15 protein-coding genes are annotated in these 16843 nt (G+C 66.5%); 5 read left to right on the top strand and 10 right to left on the bottom strand.

The annotated features are described in order from the left end of the window. Positions 1 to 29 precede the first annotated feature (29 nt). The 5 genes from ACSFBF_RS33745 to ACSFBF_RS33765 form a co-directional block, all read right to left on the bottom strand. Entirely contained in the window at positions 30 to 1235 is a 1206-nt protein-coding gene (locus tag ACSFBF_RS33745) for an ABC transporter substrate-binding protein (protein WP_435474612.1), read from the bottom strand. Positions 1236 to 1301: 66 nt separating this feature from the next. Next, positions 1302 to 1886, bottom strand: coding sequence for an amino acid synthesis family protein (locus ACSFBF_RS33750; RefSeq protein ID WP_435474614.1), 585 nt, complete (start codon positions 1884 to 1886; stop codon positions 1302 to 1304). A 32-nt stretch (positions 1887 to 1918) separates the two neighbouring features. Then, a complete protein-coding gene (locus tag ACSFBF_RS33755; protein ID WP_435462296.1) occupies positions 1919 to 2560 on the bottom strand; it encodes an amino acid synthesis family protein in 642 nt (213 codons plus the stop codon). Positions 2561 to 2581: 21 nt separating this feature from the next. Further along, a complete protein-coding gene (locus tag ACSFBF_RS33760; RefSeq protein WP_435474616.1) occupies positions 2582 to 3499 on the bottom strand; it encodes a UPF0280 family protein in 918 nt (305 codons plus the stop codon). Positions 3500 to 3501: 2 nt separating this feature from the next. Then, the gene (locus ACSFBF_RS33765; RefSeq protein ID WP_435474618.1) at positions 3502 to 5127 is read right to left on the bottom strand and encodes a 6-hydroxynicotinate reductase; all 1626 of its coding nucleotides are present in this window, start codon (positions 5125 to 5127) and stop codon (positions 3502 to 3504) included. A gap of 311 nt (positions 5128 to 5438) precedes the next feature. Between ACSFBF_RS33765 and ACSFBF_RS33770 the strand changes: the two genes are divergently transcribed. Genes ACSFBF_RS33770 through ACSFBF_RS33780 form a run of 3 tightly spaced genes read left to right on the top strand, consistent with a single transcriptional unit; the run spans position 5439 to position 8165 of the window. Further along, positions 5439 to 6212 carry a ferredoxin--NADP reductase gene (locus ACSFBF_RS33770; protein WP_130426483.1) on the top strand — a complete coding sequence of 258 codons (774 nt, stop codon included), beginning with the start codon at positions 5439 to 5441 and terminating at the stop codon, positions 6210 to 6212. 19 nt (positions 6213 to 6231) lie between these two features. Then, positions 6232 to 7011: a TetR/AcrR family transcriptional regulator gene (locus ACSFBF_RS33775; RefSeq protein WP_435474620.1), complete on the top strand. Its 780-nt coding sequence runs from the start codon at positions 6232 to 6234 to the stop codon at positions 7009 to 7011. Continuing rightward, positions 6966 to 8165, top strand: coding sequence for an amidohydrolase family protein (locus tag ACSFBF_RS33780; RefSeq protein WP_435474622.1), 1200 nt, complete (start codon positions 6966 to 6968; stop codon positions 8163 to 8165). The genes ACSFBF_RS33775 and ACSFBF_RS33780 overlap by 46 nt, the downstream gene beginning before the upstream one ends. 15 nt (positions 8166 to 8180) lie before the next feature. Here ACSFBF_RS33780 and ACSFBF_RS33785 read toward each other — a convergent pair whose 3' ends face one another. From ACSFBF_RS33785 to metH, 4 genes are read right to left on the bottom strand one after another with little or no spacing between them, the layout of a single operon-like run. Continuing rightward, positions 8181 to 8582 (bottom strand): GtrA family protein, encoded by a 402-nt coding sequence (locus ACSFBF_RS33785; protein WP_307617424.1) that lies wholly within the window; start codon positions 8580 to 8582, stop codon positions 8181 to 8183. Then, on the bottom strand, positions 8579 to 9583 hold the full coding sequence (locus ACSFBF_RS33790) for a glycosyltransferase family 2 protein (protein ID WP_435474625.1): 1005 nt from the start codon (positions 9581 to 9583) through the stop codon (positions 8579 to 8581). Before ACSFBF_RS33790 ends, ACSFBF_RS33785 begins: the two co-directional genes overlap by 4 nt. Beyond that, a complete protein-coding gene (locus tag ACSFBF_RS33795; protein WP_435474627.1) occupies positions 9580 to 11409 on the bottom strand; it encodes an ArnT family glycosyltransferase in 1830 nt (609 codons plus the stop codon). Before ACSFBF_RS33795 ends, ACSFBF_RS33790 begins: the two co-directional genes overlap by 4 nt. A 52-nt stretch (positions 11410 to 11461) precedes the next feature. Next, entirely contained in the window at positions 11462 to 14200 is a 2739-nt protein-coding gene (metH, locus tag ACSFBF_RS33800; protein ID WP_435474629.1) for a methionine synthase, read from the bottom strand. 224 nt (positions 14201 to 14424) lie between these two features. Here metH and ACSFBF_RS33805 point away from each other — a divergent pair, with 224 nt between their 5' ends. Continuing rightward, entirely contained in the window at positions 14425 to 15396 is a 972-nt protein-coding gene (locus tag ACSFBF_RS33805; RefSeq protein ID WP_435474681.1) for an esterase/lipase family protein, read from the top strand. 7 nt (positions 15397 to 15403) lie between these two features. After that, positions 15404 to 16351: a lipase secretion chaperone gene (locus ACSFBF_RS33810; protein ID WP_435474631.1), complete on the top strand. Its 948-nt coding sequence runs from the start codon at positions 15404 to 15406 to the stop codon at positions 16349 to 16351. Here ACSFBF_RS33810 and ACSFBF_RS33815 read toward each other — a convergent pair. Further along, positions 16341 to 16784, bottom strand: a complete 444-nt coding sequence (locus ACSFBF_RS33815; protein WP_435474633.1) for a PACE efflux transporter — start codon at positions 16782 to 16784, stop codon at positions 16341 to 16343. The genes ACSFBF_RS33810 and ACSFBF_RS33815 overlap by 11 nt on opposite strands. Between the last annotated feature and the right edge of the window lie 59 nt (positions 16785 to 16843).

Genomic DNA, 16843 nt, shown 5'->3' on the forward strand with positions numbered 1-16843 from the left:
GGTGCAAGCGTTCCGAAAAAGGATCAGGGTCAGTCGGCGGCGCGCGACTTCTTCACGTCGGCGGCGGAGGGCTGGAACTTGGCGCCGTCGAAGTAGGTGTAGTCGACCATCACGCCCTTGCCGTTTTCGTTCTTCGTCTTGCCAACGAAGGCGCCCATGGTGGACTGGTGGTCTTCGGCGCGATAGCTGATCTTGCCGAAGGGCGTGTCGACCTGCAGGCCCTTGAAGGCTTCGAGGAGCTTCGACGTTTCGGCACTCTTGGCCTTGGCAACGCCGGCTGCGACCGACTTGATCATGCTGTAGCCGACCACCGAGCCGAGGCGCGGATAGTCGTTGTACTTGGCGTGGTACGCGAGGAAGAAAGCCTTGTGCTCGGGCGTCTGGATGCCGTACCAGGGGTAGCCGGTCACGATCCAGCCGTTGGGCGTTTCGTCCTTCAGCGGGTCGAGGTACTCGGGCTCGCCGGTCAGCACGCTGACGACGGTGCGGTCCTTGAACAGGCCGCGGGTGTTGCCTTCGCGCACGAACTTCGAGAGGTCGGCGGCGAAGAGCACGTTGAAGATCGCATCGGGCTTGGCGTCGGCCAGCGCCTGCACCACTGCGCCCGCATCGACCTTGCCCAGCGGCGGTGCCTGTTCGGCGACGAACTCGACGTCGGGCTGCGCGGCCTTCAGCAGCGTCTTGAATGCGGCCACGGCCGACTGGCCGTATTCGTAGTTGGGGTACACGACGGCCCAGCGCTTCTTCTTGAGCTTGACGGCCTCGGGCACGAGCATCGCGGCCTGCATGTAGGTGCCGGGGCGCAGGCGGTAGGTGTATTCGTTGCCGCCCTGCCAGGTCATCTTGTCGGTCAGCGGTTCGCCAGCCAGGAAGAAGATCTTCTTCTGCTTGGCGAAGTCGGCCACGGCCAGGCCGGTGTTCGACAGGAAGGTGCCGGTGAGCACGTCGATCTTCTCGCGCGCCACCAGCTCTTCGGCCACGCGCACGGCGTCGCCGGGGTTGGCATTGTCGTCGCGCGTGATGAGCTCGATCTTCTTTCCGTTCACGCCGCCCTTGGCGTTGATCTCTTCGACGGCCAGCTCCATGCCCTTCTTGTAGGGCTCCAGGAAGGCGGGCTGGGCCTTGTAGCTGTTGACCTCGCCGATCTTGATCACGCCCTGCGCATGCGCGGGAACGAGAGCAGTGGTCAGCGCAGCGAGGGCCGCGGCGCTGAAGACGTGACGCAATGGATTCATGGGAAAACTCCTTGAGATCGAATGAGGAAAGAAAACACCGTGAGTGGGCGAGGGCAGAAGACAGCGTCAGCGAAGACCGTCTTCACCCTTGATTTCATGGGCCTGCAGGCCGCCGATGCGCGGTAGCGGACGGCCGCTGTCGGTGACGGCAACCGCCACCACGATCTCGTTGGCGCGCGGCGCGTCGCTCACGCGGGCTTCGATCCCGTCGAAGTGGCTGCGCACGAAGGCTGCGTCTTTATGGCCGAGCGGCACGTCGATGGCGGTGCCCAGCGTGCCTTGCTTCTTGGCCGAAGGCACGAGCGCCGCGCCCTTCTCGACCGCAACGCGCAGCGGCGCGCCCAGCTTGGGATGCAGGATGGCGGCGGCGTGCTCGAGCTCGCCGCGCTCGCCGACGATGGCGGCCTTGCCGTAGCTCTGCGCCTGGCCGGGCTCGATGCCCAGCGCCTTCACGGCCTTCTGGCCGAGCAGCGCGCCGAGTTCTTCGCCAATGGCGATCAGTTCGTCGAGGTTCTCGCTGTAGCGGCCGGCGTAGGGGTTCTCGATCACGGCGATGGCAACGGCGCGGCGCGTGGGCGGCGTGACGTCCTTGCCCATTTCCTTGCGGGTTTCATCGACCTGGATGACGAGCTTGCGGATGTTGGCGGTCATGTTCTGTGTTCCTTGTCTTGTCTCTGTGCGGGTCAGCGCAGGCCGTCCCACTTGCTGATGTTCTCTGCGAGCAGGCCGCCGACGCGGGCGTGCACGCGGTAGCCCGTGCTCATCGCGAGGATGAAGACGATCTCGTCCGCAGCCGGCGCGCCGGGCACGCGCACTTCGATGGCGTCGAACTGGCCGCGCACGTAGCTGGCGTTGATGTTGGTCAGCGGCACGTCGAGCGCGGCGCCGGGCGGGCCGACCTTCTTGGTCGAGGGCACGATCGACAGCGCATTGCCGGGCTGGCCGGTTTTTTCTTCTGCCGTGCCCGCGGTGTAGGCAACGCGGCTGCCCTTCCAGCCGAGCAGTTCGCGCATTGCATAACCGCCGGGCACGTGCCACAGCGCGCCGTGCTCAAGCTCGCCGTCGGCGCCGACGATGGCGCCCTTGCCATAGGTGGCGATCTGCTCCAGCGGTACGTCCATGGCAGCATGCAGCTTGTGCGCCATGTCGACGCCCACGGGGTCGAGCAGCGCCATCATCGGAAGGATGTCGGGCTCGTAGCGGCCGGCGAACGGATTGGTCAGCACCGCGCCGATGGCACCGCGCACCAGCGGCGTGTCGGCGCGGGGTCCGAACTCGTGGTGGATGTGCTCGACATGGGTGAAGACGCGTCGGATTTCGATCATGAAAAAGAACCTTGCTTTTCGTTAAGCAAATACTGAACCAACCGCTTTCGGCAGCTCGGTCTTGAGCGCCTTCGAGCATAAGGGTTCGACAAGTCGCCACTGCCCCTGACAAACGAGTAGAACGGCCCAGACAAGGCCACCTTTTTGCAGGACCTTGGCGCACACCACGCCCGTATCGAGTGCGCTGCGCACCTGCCCGGGGGCCAGCGCGGGCACGTCGACGGTGACAAGGGTGTCGCCGAGGTCGCTGTCGTCCTTGCATTCGTTCGCGGGGCGGCGCGCGATGGCGTCGTCGTCGACATCGACGGCGTTGGCGATCACTGTCGCCGCCGCATCGGCCTGTGCTGCCGTGGCGGCCAGGACCGTCACGCTGTCGGCGATGCCCAGCGAAAAGCTGCGCCCGCGCCAGCCGCTGGTGGCGACGCCGCGCACGGGCTGGTCGGCGCGCAGTTCGAACTGGCCGTCGGTGGTGAGGATGCCGCTGCCACCATCGACATGATTGCGCCAGTCGAAGCGCGCGAGGTCGGCGAACACGCCCACGCGTGCGGACTGGCCGGGCGCGAGGTGCAGCGCGATGTCGCCGCCGTTGTTGATCCATGCGCGCTCGATGCCGGGGCGCTCGTAGAACGCGATCAGCTCCTGCGCGACCGAGCCGGCCACCGCCGCCATCGGCGTGATGAACATCGGCGAGAACGCTGCGCAGGCGTCCCACATGCGGCGCGCCACCACATTGCGCGGACGCATCTTGTCAGTGACGGGCAGACGCAGCAGCGGCAGCTCGCGCACCAGCTCGTCGAGCACGTGGACGAAGCGCGCCCACGCGGCGTCGTGTGCGGCCGCGACGGCGTACGGGTCGCCATGCGCCTCGGCCACGATGTCGATCGGGCCGTGGTTGAAATGCCAGCGGTTCTGATCGAGCGCTGTGCGTTGAGCGGACATGTTCAGCCCAGCATGGGGGCGTGGCCGAGCGGCCACGGATTGGCGTCGTCCATCGCGAGCCATTGGCGCGCGAGCGGTGCGCCGTCTTCCTGCCATGCACCGCGCGCGAGCGCCTGTTCGAGCGGGAAGATGTGTTCCATGTGGCCGCCGAGCGCCTCGTAGTCGTCGCGCCGCATGCTGAACTCGATGGGCGCGACGATGGCCGGCGTGGGCACGGTGCCGAAGCTGTTGTCGGGCATGCGCATGACGTCGGCCATCACGGTGATGCCACCACCGGGCCACACATAGGCCGGTGCGCCGCCGCATGTGACGTTGACCAGCGCGCGCTTGATGGCACGCGTGAGCAGCACCGGGTTTTCGGTGACGCCCGCGCGCAGGCTACCGCCCGCGCCGCCGAGGAACAGCACGGTGCACAGCGAGGGTTCGCAGTTCTCGCCGATGCGGTCGACGATGCGCTGCACTTCAGGTGGCATGGGCTGCTCGACGGGCTTGAGCGCATCGTCGAGCACGTACCACTGCGCGTGTTCGCCGGTGGTCGAGGTCATCAGCAGGCGCAGGCCGGGGCGCGCGACGCCCTCTTCCCAGCCTTCGATGATCGCGAGCGGATCGGCGATGTCGGTGCCGCCCCAGCCGTTGCCCGGATTCGCCACCTGGAAGTAGCGCCCCGGCGTGGACTTGCGCCCCAGCATCTGGATGCCCGAGGGCGCCATGTCGAGGCAGCGGCCAGCCTGGTGCTCGGTGAGCACGCCGGTGATGTGGTCATCGACCACCACCACCTCGTCGGCCACGCCTGCGAACTGGCGCGCGAAGATGCCGACCGCCGCCGAGCCGCAGCCCACGCGCATGCGCTGCTCTTCAACGCCGTTGACGATGGGCGCCTTGCCGGCCTGGATGACGAGGGTGGAGCCGCCGTCGATGGTGCACTCCACGGCCTTTTTGTTGCCCAGCAGCTGCATCAGCTCGGCCGTCATGCGGCCTTCCTTCTTGCTGCCGCCGGTGAGGTGGTGCACGCCGCCGAGCGAGAGCATCTGCGAGCCGTATTCGGCCGTGGTGACGTGGCCGACGACTTCGCCGCGATAGCGCACGTTGGCCTGCTCGGAGCCAAGGAAGCGGTCGGTGTCGATCTTCACCTTGAAGCTGCAGTAGCTGAAGATGCCTTCAGTGACGACGGTGACCATGTCGACGCCCTGGGCCTTCGATGCCACGATGAAGGGCGCAGGCTTGTAGTCGGGGTAGGTGGTGGAAGAGCCCACGCCGGTGACGAAGACTTCGTCGGCGTGCAGCAGGTCGCCGTTCCAGTCGGGCTCGGCGGGGGCCGGGGCCAGGGCTGTGTCGGCGCCGGTGCGATTGAAAGGCACCAGCGCAGGCGCTTCGCTTTCGATTGTCCGGCGCAACAGCACCACGGGATCGACGCGCACCAGCACGCCCTCTCTATTGGCATAGCGGTCGCAGGCGCCGGTGCGGCCGTCGGAGATCTGGCACAGCACCGGGCAAGCGTTGCACTCGACCTTGGCGGTGCTCATGCGCTCGTTGCGCGGGGGCGCCTTGCCGAAGGCGCCGCTACCGGCTTCGGCCACCACGGGCATGTCCATGCCGGGGAGGCCATCTGTCTTGGTGTGTTCTGTCATCGGGCAATCTCGTGGGCGTATGTGGGCAAATCCTGGCTGTCGGGGTTTGCAACAAACGTGCCGTCCGCCCGCTTGTGCACCGACTTCCGTTTGTGTAGCATTCCCTACACTTTCATGTTGCGTTCACTACATTCGCAGTCAATGTAGCAAACAGGCCCGATGCTTGCAATGGTGTTTTCTCGCGATGTTCATCGGGGTTTTTACGACCAACGACAATGGAGGGTTCGGAGCCGGCCGGCGGTTTTCGCCCCAAAGGCGTGCACGTCGGCTCAGCCAACCTCCCCTGTTACCAACCAACTCTTGAGTTCCGTATGAGTGCATTCAGCGAAGAACGCGTCCTGAGCGTCCACCACTGGACCGACCGCCTGTTCACCTTCACCACCACGCGCGACCCGGCGCTGCGCTTCTCGAACGGTCATTTCACGATGATCGGCCTGAAGGTCAACAACAAGCCCCTGCTGCGCGCCTACAGCATCGTGAGCCCGAACTACGAGGAGCATCTCGAGTTCCTGAGCATCAAGGTGGAAGAAGGCCCGCTGACCTCGAAGCTGCAGCACATCCAGGTGGGCGACACCATCATCGTGGGCCGCAAGCCCACGGGCACGCTGCTGATCGACTACACGCTGCCGGCCAAGCGCCTGTACCTGTTCGGCACCGGCACCGGCCTTGCACCGTTCATGAGCATCATCCGCGACCCTGACACGTACGAGAAGTTCGAGCAGGTCATCCTGGTGCACGGCGTGCGCCAGGTCGACGAGCTGGCCTACCACGACCTCGTGACCGACCACCTGCCCAAACACGAAATCCTCGGCGAGATGATCGAGAAGCAGCTGCTGTACTACCCGACCGTCACGCGCGAGGAGTTCCGCAACCAGGGCCGCATCACCGACCTGATCGAGAGCAACAAACTCACCGACGACCTCGGCCTGCCGCCGCTCAACGTCGAGGAAGACCGCGTCATGCTGTGCGGCAGCCCCGGCCTGCTGGTCGACCTGAAGCACATCCTGGAGAAGCGCGGCTTCAAGGAAGGCAACACCTCGACGCCGGGCGACTTCGTCGTCGAACGCGCCTTCGCAGAAAAGTAAGCAGGACGTCGCGCGCACGATGGCCGACAACAGCCGCTCCGCCTCCCACAAGCCCAAGCCGCAGCGCCGCACGGGCGTGCGCGAGGCGGCCGCGCAGGCCACGCGCGACAGCATCCTGAAGGCGGCGACCAAGGTGTTCGCCAAGTACGGCTACGACGGCGGCAGCGTGGAGAAAATCTCCAAGGCCGCGAAGTCGTACGACCGGATGATCTATTACTACTTCGGCAGCAAGGAAGGCCTCTTCATCGCGGTGCTCGAAGGCATCTACCAGCGCATGGACGACGCCGAGGCCGCCATTGCGCTCGACGCCTCGCGGCCGGTGGAAGCGCTCACCGAAGTCATCCGCTTCGTGCTGGGCTACTACCGCAAGAACCCCGAGTTCGTGACGCTCTTGAACACCGAGAACCTGCACAAGGGCCGGCACATTTCGAAGTCGCTGCGCGCACGCGAGTATTCGTCGCGCGCGGTGGCAATCATTGCGGAGATCCTCGCCAGCGGCGCTGCGCAGGGCCTGTTCCGCAAGGATCTGGTGGCGCGCGACATCTACCTGCTGATCGCGTCCACAGGTTATTTCTACACCTCCAACCGGCACACGCTCACCGCCTTCCTCGGCGAGCCGCTGGAGTCGCCGGAGGCGATCACGCACTGGGAAAACTTCGTGATCGAGACGCTGCTGCGCACGGTGCGCGCGGACGCGGATACAGAGGCGGACGAGCCGCAAGACAACACACCACCCCACGAGGACACATCGAAATGGCAGAAATCGCAGCCGGCGGCAAGTCGGGCAAGGTCGTCATAAGGAACATCGGACTGCTGCTCTCGGGCGACATCGACAAGCCCATCCTCGACGCCGACACCATCGTGGTGAACGACGGCCTGATCGTCGCGGTCGGCAAAGAGAAAGACTGCGATCTCGAAGGCGCAGTGACCGTCATCGACGCGAAGAAAACCTGCGTGGCGCCCGGCCTGATCGACAGCCACGTGCACCCGGTGTTCGGCGACTGGACCCCACGCCAGGGCCAGATCGGCTGGATCGACTCCACCATGCACGGCGGCGTGACCACGATGATTTCCGCCGGCGAAGTGCACCTGCCCGGCCGTCCGAAAGACATCGTCGGCCTGAAGGCACTGGCCATCACCGCGCAGCGCGCCTTCGACAACTTCCGCCCCGGTGGCGTAAAGGTGCTGGCGGGCGCGCCCGTCATCGAGAAGGGCATGGTCGAGAGCGACTTCAAGGAACTCGCCGAAGCCGGCGTGGGCCTGCTGGGCGAAGTGGGCCTGGGCTCGGTGAAGGCCGGCTACGAGGCGAAAGAGATGGTGGCCTGGGCCCGCAAGTACGGCATCCAGAGCACGATCCACACGGGCGGCCCGTCGATCCCGGGCTCAGGCCTGATCGACAAAGATGTTGTGCTCGAAGCCGACGCTGACATCATCGGCCACATCAACGGCGGCCACACCTCGCTGCCCGAAGCGCACGTGTGCGAGCTGTGCGAGAAGAGTTCGCGCGCCATCGAGATCGTGCACAACGGCAACGAAAAGGTGGCCATCGCCGCGGCCAAGGCAGCGCTGGAGCTCAAGTGCCCGCACCGCGTGATCCTCGGCACAGACGGTCCTGCGGGCTCGGGCGTGCAGCCGCTGGGCATCCTGCGCATGGTGGCGATGCTGTCGTCCATCGCGAACATTCCGGCCGAGCTGGTGTTCTGCTTCGCGACCGGCAACACGGCGAAGATCCGCAAGCTCAACTGCGGGCTGATCGAAGTGGGCCGCGACGCCGACTTCGTGTTCATGGACCGCGCACAGCATTCGCCCGCACCAGGCCTGCTCGAAAGCGTGCAGCTTGGCGACATCCCGGGCGTGGGCATGGTGATGATCGATGGCATCGTGCGCTGCGGCCGCAGCCGCAATACGCCGCCTGCAACGGAGATTCCGGTCGTCGTGTCCGGCGCGCACTGAGCGCCCCCGGCGGCCTCAGCCGCCGCGGTGCGAGCGAAAGACCAGGTAGCGCGCCGAAAGAAAGTTGGCGCTCATGCCTGCGAGGCTGCCCAGCGCCACGCCCAGGGCCGCGGCCCAGCGCCCTTCGACCCAGTGCAGCGTCAGCACATAGGCGCCGTAGTTCAGCACCGCGCCGGCGGCCATGGTCGCCAGGTAGCCCAGGTACTCGCGCCAGAGGGAGCGGCCGGCCGATGCGCTGGCCGCGAAGGTGTAGCGGCGGTTGAAGGCCCAGGTGGTGGTCGCCGCCGCGAGAAACGACACCACCCGCGCGCCGTACCAACCCAGCAGCGGCGCCAGCAGGTACAGCACGACCACGTCGACCACGAGTCCGATGACGCCGACGAGGGCGAAGGAGAGGAACTCGCGTCCGATCTTCATCGCGAGGCGCGTGAGGTACGTGAGACGCGGGCCGCCTGCTCGCGCACGCTCGGAATCGCGAGGTAGCTCAGCCGCTTGGCCTCCCGTCGCCCCAACGTGATGGCCTGCATGACGACGCCGCACACGAAGGACAGCATCGCCGCCAGCATCGCACCAGTGGCCAGCACCGCCGTGGGGAGCCGGGGCACCAGGCCGGTGTGCATGTAGGTCATGACGAGCGGCAAGACCAGCGCGACCGACATCAGCACCAGCAGCCCCCCCATGATCGAGAAGAACTGCAGCGGCCGTTCGCTCACGAACAGCTTGCAGATGGTCTTGAGGATGCGCCAGCCGTCGCGGTAGGTCGAGAGCTTGCTGACCGAGCCCTCGGGACGCGTGCTGTAGGCAGTGCTTTCCTCGGCATAGGGCATGCGCAGTTCGAGCGCGTGCACGGTGAGTTCGGTCTCGGTCTCGAAGCCCCGCGACAGCGCCGGGAACGACTTGGCATAGCGCCGCGAGAACACGCGGTAGCCCGAGAGCATGTCGCTGAGGCCGCCGCCGAACAGCTGCGCCACGGCGCCCGTGAGCATGCGGTTGCCCAGGCGGTGGCCGGTGCGGTAGGTGTGCGCGTCCTGGCCGTCGTCCACGCGGCTGCCGACGACCATGTCGAGGTTGTCGTTCACCAGCCGGTCGATGAGCCGGCGCGCGGCGTCGGTGTCGTAGGTGGCGTCGCCGTCGACCATCACGTACACGTCGGCATCGACGTCGGCGAACATGCGCCGCACCACGTTGCCCTTGCCGCGCAGGGTCACGTGCGTGACGACGGCGCCGGCCGCGCGTGCCACGGCGGCCGTGTCGTCGCTGGAGTTGTTGTCGAAGACGTGGATCTCGGCCTCCGGCAGCGCGGCGCGAAAGCCCGCCACCACCTGGGCGATGGCAAGCGCCTCGTTGTAGCAGGGGATCACCGCGGCAATGCGCAGGCCGCTGCCGGCGTGGGTGGTGGGGAAACTGGCGTCGGTCATGGTGCGGCGGGAAGGATACGGTAGACCCGGCTGCCGTCCTTCTCGTATTCGACGGCGAAGTACTTGTCGAAGTCGACGCGCGCGCTGAACACCGGCACCACGCTGTCCGGCAGGACGACCGCGACAAAGCCCAGGCCGCCGAGCTTGCGCGCGAGATCGCCGCCCGACAGGCGCCCGAAGTCGGTGTAGCGCCACGGCCCGAGCGTGTCGCCCCAGATAGGGTTGGGCCCGTAGTAGATCGCCTCGTTCAGCGCGATCTGGTAAACGCGGCCGGTGGCAGTGCGGCGCAGGTAGTCCATGACGGCATAGCCCGGAACGTGCTTGCGCAGCACGGCCTCGCGGGCCTCCGGCGTGATCGAGACCATCGAGATCTTCACCGCGGTCTGGCGCACCGACGCGGCGGCCAGCACGGCCAGCAGCAGCACGAGCACCCAGTCGCCCGCGCGAGCGCCGGAGCGCGCGGTGTCGCGGCTCATCGAGCCCGTTGCCACGACGCCAGCGTCCTGCTTCTTCTCTTTCGCACCGAACACGCGACGCACGCCCGATGCGATCCATCCGAACACCACCTGCCAGCCGATCGCCGCGATGGCGGCCAGCAGCGGAAACGAAGCCGTCAGGTAGCGCGGATAGCGCGAGGTCACGACCCAGACCACCACCGAGTACAGGCAAAACCAGCCGGCGGCACGCACGGCCGCGGAGCGCTTCCACAGCACGCTGAAAGGTGCGAAGAACACGGACCAGATCAGCGCATTGGGCATCTCGGCGTGCACGCGCACATCCGCCACCTGCTGCACGTAGTCGGCCGGGGTCCATTCGGTGAAGCCGAACACACGCGCGCCGATCGGGTTGAACGGATCGCCGGTCATGACGGCGTTGCGCGCGTACCAGTACAGGCAAGGAATCAGGAAGCAGACGAACACCAGCGCCCAGGCCTGGGGCCGGCGCTCGTGGCGAATGACGAACAGCGCCACCAGCGGCAGGAAGATCAGCGCCTGGTACTTCGAGCCCGCGGCCACGCCGAGGCAGAACGCGGCCACGCCGAGCCAGCGCATGCCGCCGTGCACGGGCTTTCCGGGCTCCGACTCGCGCCACCACCACAGCGCCACGCAGGCTGACAGCACGAACAGCGCCACGCCCATGTCGATCAGCGCGTTGGAGTAGTCGCCGAGCCCCAGCCAGATGGCCGCGCCGATGCATGCCGTAAGCCGGTTGGCGTGCAGGATGCCGAGGCGGAAGATCATCACCACCGACAGCGCGCCCGCCAGCGCATTGAGGAAGTGCGGCAGCACGTCGTCGCCGACCTGCAGCGCAGCGGCGTAGAGCAGGTTGTAGTTGTACGGGAACCAGGGGTAGCGCAGCCAGTCGTGGATGCCCAGCGAGCCCTGCTGCGCCACCTGGCGCGCGTAGGGCAGGTGGTACATCAGCTCGTCGAAGGCGATCGGTGGCGCGAGCGGCGCCACCAGCGCGGGCAGCGCGACCAGGGCCAGCGCGATCATGGCAACGCGTTCGAAGTAGGTCCACGGCGCGGCGGGCTCGTTCGCGCGCAGGGCACGCCGCTCGCCCAGCCATGACGGCAGCTGAAGCGCCGCGGCAACGAAACCCGCCACGACCAGCGCCACGGTCGCGCCAATCTTGAAAGCCCCGAAGATGGCCAGCGCCTGGAACGCGCAGATGAAGAGGCCGACGCCCAGCGCCGCGGCCATGGCGGCTTCGAGCCCCGCGTCGCGGCGCGGCGGCGGGGCCATGCGGCCGAGCAATGCACGGCCGTAACCCCAGCAGCTGATCACGAAAACCGCCAGTGCCGCGTAGTGCGCGGCTGCAAACATCAGCTTCTGAATAACAACTCCCGGCGCCGGGCGGCCGCGCCGGCCGGCAGGTTCAAAGATTGGGCGCCAGCAGACGCTCGAGATCGGATTCGCTCTCCTTGCGCCGCGCGGCCTGGTCCTGCAACTGATCGTGTCCGATCTTGCCGACGTTGAAGTACGTCGCATCGGGGTGGCTCAGGTAGAAACCGCTCACGCTGGCGGCGGGCATCATAGCGAGGCTTTCCGTCAGGGTCATGCCAATGTCCGCGCAGGCCAGAAGGTCGAACATCGGGCGCTTCACGCTGTGGTCGGGGCAGGCCGGGTAGCCGGGCGCGGGGCGGATGCCGCGGTACTTCTCCGCGATCATGTCCTCGTTGCTCAGGCTTTCGTCGCTCGCGTAGCCCCAGAGATCGGTGCGCACGCGGTGGTGCAGCGACTCGGCGAAGGCCTCGGCCAGCCGGTCGGCCAGGGCCTTGAGCATGATGGCGGAGTAGTCGTCGAGGTCGTCGATGAAGTACTTCTCTTTTTTCTCGACACCCAGGCCGGCGGTCACGGCGAACATGCCGACGTAGTCTTTCACGCCGCTCGCCTTGGGCGCGACGAAGTCGGACAGGCAACGGCTGGGGCGCATCACGCCGTCGATCATCTGCTTCTCGGTCTGCTGGCGCATGCCGTACCAGGTGAGTGCGACTTCGCTGCGCGACTCGTCGGTGTACAGCTCGATGTCGTCGTCGTTCACCGTGTTGGCGGGCCAGAAGCCGACGATGCCGCTCGCGCTGAGCCAGCGGCCCTCGATGAGGCGCTTGAGCATGCGCTGGCCGTCTGCATACACGCGCACGGCCTCGGTGCCGACGATCTCGTCCTTCAGGATGGCGGGGAACGGGCCGGCCAGGTCCCAGGTCTGGAAGAACGGGCCCCAGTCGATGTACTTGGCCAGATCGGTCAGGTCGAAGTTCTTGAACACGCGCCGGCCGATGAACTTGGGCACGGGCGGCAGGTAGTTCGCGAAATCGACGGGCGTCTTGTTGGCGCGCGCCTTGGCCAGCGGCCACATCGGCACCTGCTTCTTGTTGGCGTGCTGCTGGCGCACCTTGACGTAGTCGGCGTTGATCTCGTCGATGTACGCAGTGGCCTGGTCGGAGAGCAGGCTCTGCGCCACGCTCACGCTGCGCGAAGCGTCGGGCACGTAAACCACGGGGCCTTCGTAGTGCGGCGCGATCTTCACGGCCGTGTGCACGCGGCTGGTGGTGGCGCCGCCGATCATGAGCGGGATCTTCTTGATTCGGAAATGGTCGTCGCGCTGCATCTCGCCGGCCACGTACTGCATCTCCTCGAGGCTCGGCGTGATCAGGCCCGACAGACCCACGATGTCCGCGCCCTCGACCTTGGCGCGCGCCAGGATCTCGTGGCACGGGACCATCACGCCCATGTTCACCACTTCGAAGTTGTTGCACTGGAGCACGACGGTGACGATGTTCTTGCCGATGTCATGCACGTCGCCCTTGACGGTGGCGATGATGATCTTGCCCTTGGTGCGCACGTCGCGGCCGGCGGCCTCGTCGCGCAGCTTCTCTTCCTCGATGTAGGGCAAGAGGTGGGCCACGGCCGACTTCATCACGCGTGCCGACTTGACCACCTGCGGCAGGAACATCTTGCCGGCGCCGAACAGGTCGCCCACGATGTTCATGCCGTCCATGAGCGGGCCTTCGATCACATGCAGCGGACGGCCGCCGGTGGCAAGGATCTGCTGGTAGGCCTCTTCGGTGTCTTCCACGATGAAGTCGGTGATGCCGTGAACCATGGCATGCGACAGGCGCTGGTTGACATGCACCGGCTGCTCGGGCGTGCCGCGCCACTCGAGCCGCTTGCTTTCGTCCTTGGCGCCGCTCTTGGCGGTTTCGGCCACTTCGACCAGGCGCTCGCCGGCGTCCGGGCGGCGGTTGAGCACCACGTCTTCCACGCGCTCGCGCAGTTCGGGTTCGAGGTCGTCGTACACGCCGACCATGCCGGCGTTGACGATGCCCATGTCCATGCCCGCCTGGATCGCGTGGTACAGGAACACGGTGTGGATGGCTTCGCGCATCGGGTCGTTGCCGCGGAAGCTGAAGCTCACGTTCGACACGCCGCCCGACACCTTGGCGCCCGGCAGGTTCTCCTTGATCCAGCGCACGGCATTGATGAAGTCGACGGCGTAGTTGTCGTGCTCCTCGATGCCGGTGGCAATGGCGAAGATGTTCGGGTCGAAGATGATGTCCTCGGGCGGGAAGCCCACCTCGTCGACCAGGATGCGGTAGGCGCGCTCGCAGATCTCGATCTTGCGTGCGTAGGTGTCGGCCTGGCCTTTTTCATCGAAGGCCATCACCACGGCGGCGGCGCCGTAGCGCTTCACCAGCTTGGCCTCGTGCTTGAACTTGTCGACTCCCTCCTTCATGGAGATGGAGTTGACGATGCCCTTGCCCTGGATGCAGCGCAGGCCAGCCTCGATCACGTCCCACTTCGAGCTGTCGACCATCACCGGCACGCGCGCGATGTCGGGTTCGCTGGCGATGAGGTTCAGAAAGCGGACCATCGCGGCCTTGCTGTCGAGCATGGCCTCGTCCATGTTGATGTCGATCACCTGCGCGCCGTTCTCGACCTGCTGGCGCGCCACGGCCAGCGCCTCTTCGAACTGGCCGTTCAGGATCATCCGCGCGAAAGCCTTGGAGCCCGTGACGTTGGTGCGCTCGCCGATGTTGACGAACAGCGTGCCCTCGCCGATGGCAACCGGTTCGAGGCCGGACAGCTTCATGGGAGGGGGCATAGGGGAAGACATGGTTTGACTCGGGGGCAAAAGCGGTTATTCGTGCGCAGGTTGGGGGAGTCTATCGCCGTCCCCCAAGCCGATAGCGTGCAAGGAGTAAGTCTGAATCATGAAAGGGTAAGTCCGAATCGATAGCGAATCCCTGATTTCGCAGAATGAAAAGAGCACGCTCGTTCTTTTTTGCGTGCGTTCCCCCAAACCGACCTAACGCAATAAAGGGAGTTCCGATGATTCGACTGAAGACGATTCTGGCTTCGACGGGCAGGAAAAGCGGCACGGCACGGCGATCTGCCGGCGCGCTCCTGATGTGCGGCGTGCTGGCCCTCGCGCCCCTGGCGCAGACCGCGCAGGCAGCCAGCAGCAAGACCGCGCAGACGGCCTACCCGATCGTGCTGGTGCACGGCATGCTGGGCTTCGACACCGTCGCGGGCATCGACTACTGGTACGGCATTCCCGGCGAGCTGCGCGCCCAGGGCGCCAAGGTCTTCGTCGCCGAAGTGGCCGCCACCAACAGCAGCGAAGTGCGCGGCGAACAGCTGCTCAAGCAGGTCAAGGACGTTCTGGCGCTCACCGGCGCGAGCAAGGTCAACCTGATCGGCCATTCGCACGGCGGCCCCACGGCGCGCTACGTCTCGGGCGTGGCACCAGAGCTGGTGGCCTCGATCACGACGGTGGGCAGCCCCCACAAGGGCAGCAAGGTGGCCGATGTGCTCGGCAACACGCTGCCGGATGGCAGCATCAGCCGGACCGTGGTGGTGAGCGTGGTCAACGCGTTCTCCAGCCTCATCGGCATTCTCTCGGGCAACAACACGCCGCAGAACGGGCTGGGCGCGCTGGATTCGCTCAACACCGCCGGCTCGGCGAAGTTCAACGCCAAGTTCCCCGACGGCGTGCCCACCACGGCCTGCGGCAACGGCGCCGAGCTGGTCAACGGCGTGCGGTACTTCTCGTGGTCGGGCACCCAGCCGCTGACCAACGCGTTCGACGCCTCCGACTACGCGCTGTCGCTGACGAGCGTGGTGCACGGCGAGCCCAACGACGGCCTCGCATCGGCCTGCAGCTCGCACCTGGGCACCTACCTCGGCAGCTACCGGCAGAACCATCTGGACGAGGTCAACCAGCTGCTCGGGCTGCGCGACCTGTTCTCGGTCAGCCCGGTGACGCTGTACGTCAACCAGGCGGCGAAGCTGAAGCAGCTCGGCCTCTGAGGAGACGATGTCCCCGAAGCTCCTGCGCCCGCTGGCGGCGGTCGCGGTCGCGGTCGCGGTGGTGGTGGCGGCAGGCGTGGCGTGGTGGCAGCTCAGTGGGCCTGAAGCACCCGCGCCAGCGGGCGCCGCTTCTTCGGTGCCGCCGGCCACCAACGTCGCGGCGGCTGAGGCATCCGCCATCGCGCTGCGCAACAACAGCCATGCTCCCGACCCGCTGCTGACGCCCAACCTGCTGCGCATCTTCGAGCAGATGCTGAACGACAGCCAGGCCAGGGACAAAGAAGGCCTGATGGCCGAGATGCGCGCCAAGATCGACAAGTACCTGCCGCCGGAATGGCGCGTGCGCGGACTGAGCCTGCTGGAGCGCTACATCGACTACCGCAACGCGCTCGAGGCGCTGCCGGCCGCCAGCATCGGCGACCCCGCCGGGCTGCGCAGGATCCTCGATGCGCGTGCGGGCATCAGGGCTCGCTACTTCGCGCCCGAAGAGGTCGAAGGCCTGTTCGGCGCCGAGGAGAAATTCGACCGCTTCAGCGTCGAGAAGCTGGAGATCGAGCGCAACAAGGACCTGACGCCCGAGCAGAAGCGCGAGGCGCTGGCGCAGATCGAGAAGAACTGGCTCACGCCCGAGCAGCTCGCCGACCGCGTGGCCACCACGGCACAGCTCGGCGTCGCCGAGCAGACCGCAGCGCTAGAGGCGCGCGGCGCGAGCCCCCAGGAGCGTTTCGCGGAGCGCTCGCAGCAGTACGGCTATGAAGCGGCACAACGGCTCGCCACGCTCGACCAGCAGGAGCAAGACTGGCAAGGCCGCCTCTCGCGCTATGCCGCTGCCGACGAGGCCACGCGGGCACAACTGCAAGCCCAGCTCTTCACGCCGCAGGAGGCGCTGCGGCTTCAGGCCGCGCTGGAAGTCCGCGCCGCCAACGACAAAAAGAAAGCGCCCTTTACGCCGTGACCACCGTGCTGTTCGCCGCAGCAGAAGCCGGCAGGCCGAACACCCGGTCGAAGGCCCAGTTGAAGACGAAGGTGTAGACCAGGAAGAAGATCACCAGCCCCAGGTCCATCACCAGCGCCTGCCAGAGCGTCACGCCCAGGCCCCAGGCGAACATCGGCACCAGGAAGGCAATCAGCCCGCCCTCGAAGCCGATGGCGTGCGCGATGCGGCGGCGCAGGCTGCGTCCGCGCACGACCTGGCGCGATTCCCAGCGTTCGAACAGCGAGTTGAAAACCAGGTTCCAGATCACCGCGATGACCGAGGCGGCCACCGCCAGCACGCCCGAATGCCCCAGGCCGGCGTCCGTCATCAATGCCAGCCCGGCGCTGGCGGCGACGATGGCAATGCCTTCATAAAGGCTGATGTAGACGATGCGACGTTGAATGCCTTGCATGACTCTTCTCTTGGTTTCGTTACTGCGATGACTGGACTTTATGTGTCATACGCTGATAT

Source organism: Variovorax nivicola (assembly GCF_051216475.1).
Taxonomy (GTDB): Bacteria; Pseudomonadota; Gammaproteobacteria; order Burkholderiales; family Burkholderiaceae_C; genus Variovorax.

Excerpts from the sequence above, each read along its gene's own strand:
- ACSFBF_RS33775 (WP_435474620.1), top strand. The coding sequence starts at position 6,232 with ATGGCCGACAACAGCCGCTCCGCCTCCCACAAGCCCAAGCCGCAGCGC.
- metH (WP_435474629.1), bottom strand. The coding sequence starts at position 14,200 with ATGTCTTCCCCTATGCCCCCTCCCATGAAGCTGTCCGGCCTCGAACCG.
- ACSFBF_RS33785 (WP_307617424.1), bottom strand. The coding sequence starts at position 8,582 with ATGAAGATCGGACGCGAGTTCCTCTCCTTCGCCCTCGTCGGCGTCATC.
- ACSFBF_RS33770 (WP_130426483.1), top strand. The coding sequence starts at position 5,439 with ATGAGTGCATTCAGCGAAGAACGCGTCCTGAGCGTCCACCACTGGACC.
- ACSFBF_RS33745 (WP_435474612.1), bottom strand. The coding sequence starts at position 1,235 with ATGAATCCATTGCGTCACGTCTTCAGCGCCGCGGCCCTCGCTGCGCTG.
- ACSFBF_RS33760 (WP_435474616.1), bottom strand. The coding sequence starts at position 3,499 with ATGTCCGCTCAACGCACAGCGCTCGATCAGAACCGCTGGCATTTCAAC.
- ACSFBF_RS33750 (WP_435474614.1), bottom strand. The coding sequence starts at position 1,886 with ATGACCGCCAACATCCGCAAGCTCGTCATCCAGGTCGATGAAACCCGC.
- ACSFBF_RS33815 (WP_435474633.1), bottom strand. The coding sequence starts at position 16,784 with ATGCAAGGCATTCAACGTCGCATCGTCTACATCAGCCTTTATGAAGGC.
- ACSFBF_RS33765 (WP_435474618.1), bottom strand. The coding sequence starts at position 5,127 with ATGACAGAACACACCAAGACAGATGGCCTCCCCGGCATGGACATGCCC.
- ACSFBF_RS33810 (WP_435474631.1), top strand. The coding sequence starts at position 15,404 with ATGTCCCCGAAGCTCCTGCGCCCGCTGGCGGCGGTCGCGGTCGCGGTC.
- ACSFBF_RS33755 (WP_435462296.1), bottom strand. The coding sequence starts at position 2,560 with ATGATCGAAATCCGACGCGTCTTCACCCATGTCGAGCACATCCACCAC.
- ACSFBF_RS33780 (WP_435474622.1), top strand. The coding sequence starts at position 6,966 with ATGGCAGAAATCGCAGCCGGCGGCAAGTCGGGCAAGGTCGTCATAAGG.
- ACSFBF_RS33790 (WP_435474625.1), bottom strand. The coding sequence starts at position 9,583 with ATGACCGACGCCAGTTTCCCCACCACCCACGCCGGCAGCGGCCTGCGC.
- ACSFBF_RS33795 (WP_435474627.1), bottom strand. The coding sequence starts at position 11,409 with ATGTTTGCAGCCGCGCACTACGCGGCACTGGCGGTTTTCGTGATCAGC.